Origin of the sequence: Frateuria sp. (assembly GCF_035943815.1) — a bacterium.
Lineage (GTDB): Bacteria > Pseudomonadota > Gammaproteobacteria > Xanthomonadales > Rhodanobacteraceae > Frateuria_A.
The window spans coordinates 126,725-138,564 of record NZ_DASZBU010000006.1 but is presented as its reverse complement, the minus strand read 5'-3'; the positions used below and the strand labels follow the sequence as shown (position 1 = coordinate 138,564).

Genomic DNA, 11,840 nt, shown 5'->3' with positions numbered 1-11,840 from the left:
ATGCAGGCAACGCAAGGCCTCCGGGCCGGCGCGACGCGCGCGGAGGCCGACGGCGCGATGGCTTCGACCGGCTCGCGGAGCAGTCAATGAAGATCAAACGTTTCGTGGCGCCGGACATGCGCCAGGCGATGCGCGAAGTGCGCGAGGAGCAGGGCCCCGATGCGGTGATCCTGTCCACGCGGCGGCTGGACGAGGGCATCGAGATCATTGCCGCGGTCGACTACGACGAGGCACTGGTGCGCGAGGCCGCACGGCATGGCGCCGCGCCGGAGCCGGCCTCGATGTCGCCGGCGCTGCCGGCCCACGCCGCCGGTCCGGCCACGCGGCCTCCACCGCCGCCGGTGCGGGAGGCGCGCGTCGATACGATGGCACACGCCAATCGTCCGACGCCGGCCGAAGACGCCAAGGCCTCGCCCCGGCACGCTGCTGTGGAGAGGGAGCAGCGGCCGACGCGGCCGGAGGCGCGCGCCGCACATGCCACGTCCCGCGCCCAGGCTGACGTTGCGCCGGCCGGGAACCAGGCGCAGGCCGATGCCCGTGCCCAGAGCCAGGGCCAGCCGGCGCCCGAGGCACCGGCCGAGCCGGCGCCGGTGCATCCGCTGATCGAGCGCGCCGCGGCCGACACCGTGCGCATGCGCGCCGAGCTTTCCAGCCTGCGCGAGATGCTGGAGATGCAGCTCTCCAGCCTGGCGTGGAATGACATGGAACGGCGCCAGCCGATGCACGCCCGCGTGCTGCGCGAACTGACCCGCCTTGGCATCGACGCCGACGTCGCCCGCGCGCTGGCCGAAGAGCTGCCCGCCCAGATGACGCCCGAGCAGGCGCGCTACCTGCCGCTGGGCATGTTGAGCCGCGGCCTGGCGGTCAGCGGCCGTGGGCGCTCGGACGAGGGTGGCGTGACCGCGCTGGTCGGCCCGACCGGCGTGGGCAAGACCACGACGCTGGCGAAACTCGCGGCCCGGGCGGTGGTCCGCCATGGCGCCTCGCAGGTCGCGCTGGTCAGCACCGACCACTACCGCATCGGCGCAGCGGCGCAGCTGGAACACTACGGCCGCCTGCTCGGCGTGCGCGTGTATCCGGCCTACGACGCCGACAGCCTGCGCCAGGTGCTGGGGTTGCTCAAGGGCTGCCACACCGTGCTGGTCGACACCGCCGGACTGGCGGGGAACGACCCGCGCCTGACCGAACAGCTCGATGCGCTGCGCGAGGCCGGCGAGCTGCGCGCCTGCCTGGTGCTGGCAGCCAACGCGCAGGCGCAATCGCTGGACGATGCCGTGCGCGCCTACCTGCCGATCAGGCCGCACGCGGCGATCCTCACCAAACTCGACGAAGCGCCCAGCCTCGGCGGCGCACTTTCGGTGCTGATCCGCCACCGGCTGGCGCTGGACTACACCACCGACGGCCAGCGCGTGCCCGAGGACATCGCCGCCGCCGATGCGCGCCTGCTGGTATGCCGCGCCGCGCAGGCGCTCAAGGGCAATGCGCCGGCCGCCGACGAGGCGATGCTGGCAGAGCGTTTCGGGACGATGGTGGCCCAGGCATGAGCGGAACCCTTGCAATGAACCAGGCGTGGGGCTTGAAAGACATGTTCAACGCGATCACGGGCGATCGAAACGACGCGCCGCCCGCACCGCACCGGCCGCACCAGGCGGTTCAGCTCGCCGTGCCGCGCCGCCGTTGCCGCGCGATCGCGGTGGCCGGCGGCAAGGGCGGCGTGGGCAAGACCACCGTGGCGGTGAACCTCGGGATGAGCCTGGCCATGGCCGGCCGCGACGTAATGCTGCTGGACGCCGACATGGGCCTGGCCAACGTCGACGTGCTGCTGGGCCTGGCCCCCTCGCGGCACCTGGGCCACCTGCTCGACGGCAGCGCCACGCTGGAGGAACTGGTGCTCGAGGCGCCGCACGGGCTGAAAGTGATCCCCGGCGGGTCCGGCGCGCGTCGCCTGGCGCAGCTGGGCAACGGCGAGCACGCCGCCGTGATCCGCGCCTTCGACGAACTGCCCAAACCGCCGGATTACCTGCTGGTGGATACCGCCGCCGGCCTCTCGGACAACGTGGCCATGTTCGCCGCCGCCGCCGACGACGTGATCCTGGTGGTCTGCGACGAGCCGGCCTCGATCACCGACGCCTATGCGCTGGTCAAGGTGCTCTCGCGCGATTTCGGAGTGCGCCGCTTCCGCATGGTCGCCAACCTGGTGCGCAACCTGGGCGAGGCCCGCGCGTTGCACCAGAAGCTGGCCAAGGTGAGCGACCGATTCCTGGACGTGGTGCTGGACTTCCTCGGCATGGTGCCGCAGGACGAGCGCCTGCGGCAGGCGATCCGCCGCCAGAACGCGGTGGTGGACCTGTGGCCGGCGGCCCGGTCATCGCAGGCATTCAAGCAATTGGCTGGTGCGGTCGATAACTGGGAAGAACCCGCGCGCGCGGGCCTGGACCGCATCGCTTTCTTCGGTGGCCAGGCCGTACCGGCTGCGGGGTGGTGAGATGAGCGTGGCATCGGAATACCTCCAACTGCAGAAACAGAGTGCAGATGAGTTGGTGCGTCAGCACGCGCCACTGGTGCGTCGTATTGCCTATCACCTGATGGGGCGCCTCCCGCCGAGCGTGGACGTGGGCGACCTGATCCAGTCCGGCATGATCGGCCTGCTGGAAGCCGCGCGGCACTACGCCACCGACCGCGCCGCCAGCTTCGAGACGTACGCCGGCATCCGCATTCGCGGCGCCATGCTGGACGAGCTGCGCAAGACCGACTGGACCCCGCGCTCGGTGCACCGCAAGGTGCGCGAGGTCGCCGAGATGGTGCGCCAGATCGAGATCGAGACTGGCGCCGATGCGGAGGATGCCGAGATCATCAAGCGGCTGGGCATCAGTGCCGAGGAGTATCACCAGGTGCTCGCCGACGCCGCCAGCGCGCGGCTGCTCAGCCTCACCGCGCCGGACGACGGGGACGGCTCGCTCGCCTTCGACGTGGCCGACCAGGCCAATCCCGGACCGTCGGAGAGCATCGAGCAGGACGGTCTGCGCCAGGCGCTCGTCGATGGCATCTCCAGCCTGCCCGAACGCGAGCAGCTGGTGATGTCGCTGTACTACGAGCAGGAATTGAACCTGAAGGAAATCGGCGCCGTGCTGGGCGTGACCGAGTCGCGCGTGTGCCAGATCCACGGCCAGGCGATCGTGCGCCTGCGCGCGCGGCTGGGCGACTGGCGTGACGGGAATGGGGAATCGGAAATGGGCGAGCGCAAAGGCAAAAGCCGGCGCTCCAACACCGAACGCTCCGCTCCACGCTGACCTATTGACGATTAACGATTCCCCATTCCCTTTTCCAGAGGAAACATGGACAAGAACATGAAGATCCTCGTGGTGGACGATTTCTCCACCATGCGGCGCATCGTCAGGAATCTGCTGGTCGAGCTCGGCTTCAGCAATCCGCTGATCCAGGAGGCCGACGACGGCAACAACGCGCTGATCATGCTGAAAGGCCAGCCGTTCGACCTGGTCGTCACCGACTGGAACATGCCCAACATGACCGGCATCGATCTCTTGCGCGCGATCCGCGCCGAGCCCTCGCTCAAGGGCATGCCGGTGCTGATGGTGACCGCCGAGAACAACCGCGATCAGATCATCGCAGCGGCGCAGGCCGGCGTGAACGGCTACATCGTCAAGCCGTTCAACGCGGTCACGCTCAAGGAGAAGCTCACCAAGATCTTCGAGCGCATCGCCGCCGCGGGAGCCAGCGCATGAGCGCCGTACTGTCCACCCTCGACCACGGTTCGATGCCGCCGGAACTGCAGGACCTGCTCAACAGCACCGACGGCACCGCCTTCGAACAGGCGCTGGATGCGCTGGTGCGCCAGCGCGAGCAGCACCTGTTCCGCGCGCTCGGCCTGCTTGCACGCGATCTGCACGGTGCTGTCAGCCGGCTCGGCCACGACCTGGCGCAGGAGGGCGTGCCCGGCAGGGTCGCCGACGTGCGCAAGCACCTGAACGATGTGCTGGAGATGAGCGCGCAGGCGGCCCATCGCAGCATCGACTTCGCCGAGCGCATGAGCCCCGAGGCCGACGCGCTGGCGCAGAACGCCGAGCAGGTCGCCGCCTGGGCCAAGCCCGGCGATCCCGCCGCGGTGCTGGCCAACCAGGCCGTGGCCTTCGCCGCGAACTGCCGCGAGGGCCTGAACGACATGGTGATGGCGCAGTCCTGGCAGGACCTCTCGGGCCAGCGTATCAAGAAGGTGGTCTACTTCATCGAGTCGGTAGAATCCTCGCTGCTGGAACTGGTGCACCTGACCGGCGCCCTGGCCGGCCGCGAGCCGCCCCCGGTGGTGGAGAAGATCTCCGGCCAGGACGAGGCGGACCGCCTGCTCAGCGAATTCGGCTTCTGAGCATGGATCCCTCGCTCGACGCCGAACTGCGCGACGATTTCCTGGTCGAGGCCGGAGAACTGGTCGAGCGCCTGTCGGAACAACTGGTCGAGCTGGAGGCCAATCCGCGCGACGCCGATTTGCTCAATGCGGTGTTCCGCGCCTTCCATACGGTGAAGGGCGGCGCCGGCTTCCTCGCCATCGAGCCGATGGTGCAGTTGTGCCACCACGCCGAGGACCTGCTCAACGTCGCCCGCAGCGGCGCGCTGGTGCTGGACTCGGGCCGGATGGACGCGCTGCTGGAAGCGCTGGACCTGCTCAACGCGATGATGGACGCGCTGCGCAGCGGCGCCTCCATGGCGATGCCGCCGCCGGCGCTGCTCAAGCGGTTGATGCCGGGCGCCACGGCGCCGGCACCTGCCGCGCCGCCGGTGGCCGCGCCCGTGGCCGTGCCGCCGGCCGACGGCAGCATCGACGACAGCGAATTCGAAGCGTTGCTCGACAGCCTGTACGGCACCGCCGCGCCGGGCACCGTGCCCCCGGCGGCGCCCTCGCCGGCCACGATCAACGACGACGAGTTCGAGGCGCTGCTGGACAATCTTCACGGTAGTGCGGCGCCGGGCATAGCCACGCCGGCGGCGGGCAACGCCATCGCCGACGACGAATTCGAGGCGCTGCTGGACGACCTGCACGGCAAGGGCGGTGCGGCCGGAGCGACGTCGGTCGCGCCGCCGGTATCCGCTGCCGCGCCGGCACCGGCCGCTGCAGCGGCGCCCGCTCGCGCCGCCGCTCCGGCGGAAACCAGCGTCCGCGTCGACACCGGCCGCCTCGACGCGCTGGTCCATCGCGCCGGCGAGCTGGTGCTGGTGCGCAATCGCCTGCAGAGCCTGGCGCAGAAGAGTGGCGACGAGTCGTTGGCGCAGGCCGCCGGCGAATTGGACCGCGTGGCGGACGAACTGCAGGGCGCCGTGTTGTCCATGCGCATGCAGCCGGTCGGCCGGCTGTTCCAGCGTTTCCCGCGCATCGTGCGCGACCTCGCCCGCCAGTTGGGCAAGGAAGTGGACCTGGTCACCGAGGGCGAGGGCACGGACCTGGACCGCAGCCTGGTCGAGGCGCTGGCCGATCCGTTGATCCACCTGCTGCGCAATGCGCTCGACCATGGCCTGGAAATGCCGGACGAGCGACTCAAAGCGGGCAAGGCACGGCGCGGCACGGTGCGCCTGTCGGCCAGCCAACGCGGCGAGCGCATCGTGATCTCCGTGGCCGACGACGGCCGCGGCATGAATCCGGAGGTGCTCAAGCGCAAGGCGGTGGAGAAGGGCGTCATCGACGAGGCGCAGGCCGCGCGCCTGTCCGAGGGTGAGTGCTACGAGCTGATCTTCCGTCCGGGCTTTTCCACCGCCGCGCAGATCTCCGACATCTCCGGCCGCGGCGTCGGCATGGACGTGGTCAAGACGCGCGTGGCCGAACTGGGCGGCACCCTGCAAGTGCACTCCAAGCTCGGCCAGGGCAGCGAACTGCAGCTGACCGTGCCGCTGACCCTGGCGATCCTGCGCGTGCTGATGGTGCGCGTCGGATCGCGTCTGTTCGCGCTGCCACTCTCCAACGTGGAAGAGGTCTTCGAGCTCGCCGCCGGACAGGACCGCATGCTCGATGGCCGCGTGGTCGCCAACCACCGGGGCCGCGCGTTGCCGCTGGGCGACCTGGCCGGCTGGGCTGGCGTGGTCGGCCTGCCTGCGCGGCACGTGGTGGTGCTGCACATCGGCCACCAGCGCATAGGCTGCCTGGTGCACGAAGTCCTGGGGCGCGAAGACGTGATGGCCAAGCCGCTGGGTCCGCTGTTCGAAGGCCTGCCCGGCATCGCAGGCGCCACCGTGACCGGCGACGGCCGCCTGGCGCTGGTGCTCGACCTTGCAGGCCTGGCCGACGAGGGCGGGCAGCTGCTTCCATCCCTGAGGGCGGCGGGCTGACATGGATGTGGTGAGCCTCACCGGCACGATCCTGGCCTTCCTGGTCATCATCGTGGGCACCATCCTCAAGGGCTCGACCGTCGGCGCATTGATCAACCCGGCCGCGTTCGTGATCGTGTTCTGCGGCACCGTCGCCGCGCTGATGGTGCAGACCCCGGGCGGCGTGCTGCGGCGCGCGCTGGGCATGCTGCCGATGGTCTACCGGCCGCCGGCGTTCCACCCGTCCGACCTGATCGGGCGCATCGTCAACTGGAGCGAGATCTCGCGCCGCCAGGGCCTGCTCGGCCTGGAGCCGCAGATCGACCAGGAAGTCGACGGCTTTGTGCGCAAGGGCTTGCAGATGCTGGTCGACGGCGGTGAGCCCGATGCCATCCGCGGCGTGCTCGAGGTGGAGCTGGAGGCGCGCGAGCACAACGAACTGGTCGCCGCCAAGGTCTTCGAGAACGCCGGCATCTACTCGCCCACGATGGGCATCATCGGCGCCGTGATGGGCCTGATGGCGGTGATGCAGAACCTGGCCGATCCGAGCAAGCTCGGCCACGGCATCGCCGCCGCCTTCGTCGCCACCATCTATGGTGTCGGGCTGGCCAACCTGCTGATGCTGCCGATGTCCGCGCGGCTCAAGGGCCTGGTGCGCAAGCAGACGCAGATGCGCGAAATCCTCGTCGAAGGGCTGGTCTCAATCGCCGAGGGCGACAACCCGCGGCAGATCGAGGCCAAGCTGCAGGGCTACCTGTCGTGAAGCGCAAGCACCACGAGGATCACATCAACCACGAGGCGTGGGCGATCCCCTATGCCGACCTGATGACCCTGCTGCTCGCCTTCTTTGTGGTGATGTACGCAGTGTCGGTGGTCAACGAGGGCAAGTACCGGGTGATGTCCGAGTCGATCATCGAGGCGTTCAACGGTTCCAGCCACGTCATCGCGCCGATGCCGGCCGAGCGGGTCAAGCCGCGCAACGTCGACCCCGCCATCGCCACGCCGCCGGGCCAGCCCGGTGCCGCCACCGCGCCGGTCGCGGTGCCGATCCCCTTGCGTCCGGCGCCGCTGCGTGCGGTCGCGCAGCGCGCGCCGCACGAGACCCTGCGCGAGGTGCAGGCCGCCCAGGAGGCACAGCGCCAGGCCAACCTCACGCGTATCCAGAATCAGGTCGAAAAGGCGCTGCAGCCGTTGATCGACAAGCAGCAGGTGGTGGTGCGACGCAACCCTAACTGGCTGGAGATCGAGATCCGCACCGACATCCTGTTTAGCAGCGGCGTGGCGCAGCTTTCGCGCCAGGCCGACGCGGTGCTGAGCAGCCTGGCCGGCATCCTCGCGCCGTTCGGCAATCCGCTGCGGGTCGAGGGCTACACCGACGACAAGCCGATCAACACGGCCGTCTATCCGTCCAACTGGGAACTCTCCGCCGCGCGCGCGGCCAGCGTGGCGCGGCTGTTCAGCGAGAACGGGGTCAGTCCCGACCGGCTGGGGATCATCGGCTGGGGGCAATTCCGCCCGGCCGCCGACAACGCCACCGCGGAAGGGCGTAACCGCAACCGCCGCGTGCTGGTGGTGGTGCTGAGCGACCACGCGACACCGGTGCGCTATTCGGGCGACGCCGAGCAGGCCGCCGCCCAGCTCGCCGTGGCGGCGTCCACCGCTCCCGCAACGCCCGTGGCTGATACCGCTTTGCTGCCGACGGCCAACCTGATCGAGGCCGCCGCGCCGCCCGATGCCTCCGCGCAGGCCCGCCCGATCCGTATCGCCGAGCCCCCGCTGATCGTCACCCCGGAGCGCGGCAAATGAGCCTGCGCCACCATCCTGGAGCCTCAAGGCCATGACTTCCCCGGCCACCCCTTCGACCGCCCCGCACTGGCTGACCTTCCAACTGGACGGCCAGGCTTACGCCGCGCCGCTGGCGCAGGTGAGCGAGGTGATCCGCATGGCCGAGGTGACCCCCGTCCCCGGCGCTGCCGCCGACCTGCTCGGCGTGCGGCACCTGCGCGGCCGTGTCGTGCCGGTGCTCGACGGCCGCCGCCGCCTCGGGCTGCCCCCGTGTGACGCCGACAGTGAGGGCGTGCGCGTGGTTATGCTGACCCACGCCACGCATTGGATCGGACTGCGCGTGGACGCGGTGGGCGAACTGCTCGTCCCCGACGCCGCCGTCGCCGCGCCACCGCCCGGCCGCGCGGCACGCACCGACGACCCAGTCACCGGCGTGCTGCCGTGGAAAGGCGGCTTCGTCGCGCTGCTCGACGTACGGCGCCTGTGCCGGCTGCCGCAGACCGAGACGGCCTGACAGGCAGATACCGGCGGCCGAACCTTTTGCTGTTGCCGTGCGCATCCGAGCCGCTCTGGCGGGCGTGACAACGCCGACGTCCTGCACCCGCGCTCCAGACGCGAAGCGAATCCTCCCCCGAACGCGGGGAACGTGCCGGCAGGCGGATGGGGCGCTCCTGGGCGGGACGCTCGACCGAGCCTCCAGCTTGACCACCCCTGCGGGCAAACCTTCGACGGGAAGGATCGACGCCACTGCTCGCATTCCGTTTGCTGGAACGGGGGCTTTTCCGTACCAGCCTCAGTCGGCTTGCCATCCAATCTGCGCGCATTAAAATACGCGCAACGAAAGTAATTGCGCACAAATTCAGCATGATTTTGCGATCGTAATTCCCTGCCCGACCAGCGGTAGCGAAATTCCGACGAATGGTCGGCAGTCACGATGTGCCTGCCATGCATAATGATTGCGCATCCGCTGACCACTGGCGCGCATGGCGCTTCAAGCTCGGAAGGTGCGCCCAGAAAGGCTCGTGCCGGCATGGGTTCGATTAAAGTGGGGGGGATCGATGAAAATGCCCGGCCGCCAATGGCGATTGCCGATTTACGGTTTTACGCTTATCGAATTAATGGTGACAATCGCTATTGTCGCCATTCTTTCAGCCATTGCATTGCCGAGTTTGCGAAGCTACGTAATGAATGCGCGCCGTGACAGCCTCGTCGACGGCTTGGTGGCGGCACTCCATTACACCCGGAATCAGGCTTTGGATCTGGATCAGCCGGCGTCCCTGTGCGCCGGAACCGCCGTTCCGACCGGTACCTCCTGTCCTTCCGGCAGCTGGGCGAGCGGTTGGGAGGCCATCACGGTCCCGAGCAGTGCATCCGTGGCGACGCAGTTGTCCACGCATGCGCTCAAATCCTCGGGGACGACGCCCTCCATCACGGCCGTGCATGGCAGCACGTCTTTCGACTTCAATGCGCTGGGATTGGTGCCGGGCATAACGACCGGCAACGAGACCCTGGTGGTGTGCGACTCGCGCGGCGCGCCCAAGGCCAGGGCGGTGCAGATCAACGCCACCGGATATATCCAGTCCTCCTCCGTTCCCGGCGCCGCGCCCGACGGCTCGGCCTTGACCTGCCCCTGAGCGGTGTGAACATGCAACGAGCCCAACGCGGTTTCACCCTGATCGAAGTGCTGGTGGCGGTAGTGGTCGTTTCGCTGGGCATGCTGGGAGTCGCCGGCACCTTGCTCACGGCCACCCGCAGCGCCAGCTCGAACTACCTCAAGCAGCAGGCCGTGCAATACGCCTATGACATGGTGGATCGCATTCGCGCGAACGCCGTGGTTGCGCAGACCTCCAGCGCCTATTCGGCCAGCTTGGCCGCGCCCTCGGCCACTGCCCCGTCGCCGGACTGCGGCGTGAAGCCCTGTACATCGGCACAGATGGCCGCCTACGACATCTGGCAGTGGCAGACCGGCTTGAAGAAGGATCTGCCCTCGGGATTGGGCTCGGTCAACGTAGCCACCGGAACCGGAGGCAGCACCGTCACCGTGGTGGTGCAATGGAGCGACCGGCCCGCACAGTCCGCGTTCGGCGCAAGCAAGACCGCGGCAAACCCGACCTTCACGCTGGTTACCGTGCTATGAGAGCGAAACCGACAACCCGCCGTGTGAAGGGGTTCGGACTGATCGAGCTGATGATCGCCATGGCGATCGGCCTGGTCGTGGCCGCTGGCGTGATCGTGATCTTCGTGGCCGAACGGCAGGTCTACAGCAACTCGTCCGCGCAGGCGCTGATCCAGGACGCCGACAATGCGATTTCGGCGGTCATCTCGCCGGTGGCGCGCGGCACGGGTTTCGTGGGCTGTGGCGCGATCAGCCGCGGCATCGTCTCCTACATCGGCACGCATGCCACGCCCCTGACCTTCGATACCACCAGCAGCGTGAAGGGCTTCACGGGCACCGTCCCCACGCAGGTCGTGGACAACAGCGCGAACGACACCACGGCCAAAGACTGGACGCCCGCCCTGGACGCCTCGCTGGTGAAGGCTGGCGGTGCGGAGCAGGGCAGCGACGTGATCTCGATGATCGGGGCGGCCCCGGGCGCTTCGCCCATCGGCGTACAGGCTCCCGTGCTGGGCAGCCCGATCCAGGTCAACGATGTCAGCCAGCTCAATAAGATCAACAGCGGCGGTCCGCAGATGGTGGCCATCTCGGACTGCGGCAAGAGTTCTGCCTTCGAGATCACCAGCATCAGTGGCACCAACCTGGCCTTCGCCAGTGGACCGAACGGCACGCCGGCCTATCCGAAGGATTCGCAGATCATCCCGCTGCAGCAGACCGTGTTTTTCGTGGGCAAGGGTGATTCCGGCCAAAGCGCCCTGTTCCGGGGGGTGATGACGCTGCCGGCCAACGGCGCGGCATCCGGCGCTGCCTGGACCGTCACCGAAATGGTGCCGGGCGTGATCGCCATGAAGGCCCTGTACGGCATCGGCCCTGCGTCGCAGGCGACCGAGTACGTCGACGCCAGCGGTGTCACCGACTGGTCCGCCGTCACCACGGTCAGGCTCGGCTTCCTGGTCGAGGGAAACCTCGGGTCCGCGCCCATGCCCAGCGGACCGCAGACCTACCAGGTGCTGAACGCGGCGATCACGGTGCCGGCCGACACGCGTCTGCGCCACGTGTTCAACATGACCATCAACCCCCGGAACGACACGCTATGAGCATTTCGCGCGGGCATGCGCCGCGGCAGGACGGCATCGTGCTTCCGGTGGTGTTGATCCTGCTCCTGGTCCTCACGATCGCCTCGCTGCTCATCATCGAGCAGATCAGTTCGCAGACGCGCATGGCCACCAACGCCGCGGTCAGCCAGATTGCGTTGCAGGCCGCCGAGAGCGAGCTGACCGGGGTCATCAGCGGACTGAACAGCGGCACTATTTCCTCGGCGCCGTCTGCGTACTACGGCAATACCGGGGGCAAGTATTTCTTCAACGCCAGCAACTACGGCAGCAGCAACCCGCTGCCCTGGAAGAGCAACGCCAACTGGACCGCGCTTACGTCTTCCACAACGCTTTGCAGCGCCTCAGTGCCGGCGGTCAGCGAGTGCAAGTACATGATCGAAATGCTGCCTTCGGTCCGCGCCAAGGGCGGCAGTGTCGTGAGGGTTTTCCGCATTACCGCTCGCGTCGTGGGCCCGGGTAACCACGGCGTGGTGATGCTGCAGGCGCTCTACCAGAAACCATGACTTGCGGATCAT

13 protein-coding genes are annotated in these 11,840 nt (G+C 68.6%); all 13 read left to right on the top strand.

Annotated features, from left to right (window positions below; translation table 11 throughout):
• Window positions 1-86 precede the first annotated feature (86 nt).
• The gene (flhF, locus tag VGU65_RS04150) at window positions 87-1,544 is read left to right on the top strand and encodes a flagellar biosynthesis GTPase FlhF (RefSeq protein WP_327473133.1); all 1,458 of its coding nucleotides are present in this window, start codon (window positions 87-89) and stop codon (window positions 1,542-1,544) included.
• Window positions 1,541-2,485: a MinD/ParA family protein gene (locus tag VGU65_RS04145; protein WP_414655793.1), complete on the top strand. Its 945-nt coding sequence runs from the start codon at window positions 1,541-1,543 to the stop codon at window positions 2,483-2,485. The genes flhF and VGU65_RS04145 overlap by 4 nt, the downstream gene beginning before the upstream one ends.
• A 1-nt stretch (window position 2,486) precedes the next feature.
• Complete coding sequence (locus VGU65_RS04140; protein WP_327473131.1) at window positions 2,487-3,290, top strand: RNA polymerase sigma factor FliA; 804 nt, start codon at window positions 2,487-2,489, stop codon at window positions 3,288-3,290.
• Window positions 3,291-3,335: 45 nt separating this feature from the next.
• Complete coding sequence (locus VGU65_RS04135) at window positions 3,336-3,743, top strand: chemotaxis response regulator CheY (RefSeq protein ID WP_327473129.1); 408 nt, start codon at window positions 3,336-3,338, stop codon at window positions 3,741-3,743.
• A complete protein-coding gene (locus VGU65_RS04130) occupies window positions 3,740-4,381 on the top strand; it encodes a protein phosphatase CheZ (RefSeq protein WP_327473127.1) in 642 nt (213 codons plus the stop codon). Before VGU65_RS04135 ends, VGU65_RS04130 begins: the two co-directional genes overlap by 4 nt.
• Before the next feature lie 2 nt (window positions 4,382-4,383).
• The gene (locus tag VGU65_RS04125) at window positions 4,384-6,330 is read left to right on the top strand and encodes a chemotaxis protein CheA (RefSeq protein ID WP_327473125.1); all 1,947 of its coding nucleotides are present in this window, start codon (window positions 4,384-4,386) and stop codon (window positions 6,328-6,330) included.
• A 1-nt stretch (window position 6,331) separates the two neighbouring features.
• Entirely contained in the window at window positions 6,332-7,072 is a 741-nt protein-coding gene (locus tag VGU65_RS04120) for a flagellar motor protein (RefSeq protein ID WP_327473123.1), read from the top strand.
• A complete protein-coding gene (gene motD, locus VGU65_RS04115) occupies window positions 7,069-8,115 on the top strand; it encodes a flagellar motor protein MotD (RefSeq protein WP_327473121.1) in 1,047 nt (348 codons plus the stop codon). Before VGU65_RS04120 ends, motD begins: the two co-directional genes overlap by 4 nt.
• Before the next feature lie 31 nt (window positions 8,116-8,146).
• Window positions 8,147-8,608: a chemotaxis protein CheW gene (locus tag VGU65_RS04110; RefSeq protein WP_327473119.1), complete on the top strand. Its 462-nt coding sequence runs from the start codon at window positions 8,147-8,149 to the stop codon at window positions 8,606-8,608.
• A 544-nt stretch (window positions 8,609-9,152) separates the two neighbouring features.
• Window positions 9,153-9,728, top strand: a complete 576-nt coding sequence (locus tag VGU65_RS04105) for a GspH/FimT family pseudopilin (RefSeq protein ID WP_327473117.1) — start codon at window positions 9,153-9,155, stop codon at window positions 9,726-9,728.
• Between the two features lie 11 nt (window positions 9,729-9,739).
• Window positions 9,740-10,231, top strand: coding sequence for a type IV pilus modification protein PilV (gene pilV / locus VGU65_RS04100; protein WP_327473116.1), 492 nt, complete (start codon window positions 9,740-9,742; stop codon window positions 10,229-10,231).
• Window positions 10,232-10,254: 23 nt separating this feature from the next.
• Window positions 10,255-11,307 carry a PilW family protein gene (locus VGU65_RS04095; protein WP_327473114.1) on the top strand — a complete coding sequence of 351 codons (1,053 nt, stop codon included), beginning with the start codon at window positions 10,255-10,257 and terminating at the stop codon, window positions 11,305-11,307.
• Window positions 11,304-11,828, top strand: a complete 525-nt coding sequence (locus tag VGU65_RS04090) for a pilus assembly PilX family protein (protein WP_327473112.1) — start codon at window positions 11,304-11,306, stop codon at window positions 11,826-11,828. Before VGU65_RS04095 ends, VGU65_RS04090 begins: the two co-directional genes overlap by 4 nt.
• Window positions 11,829-11,840 lie beyond the last annotated feature (12 nt).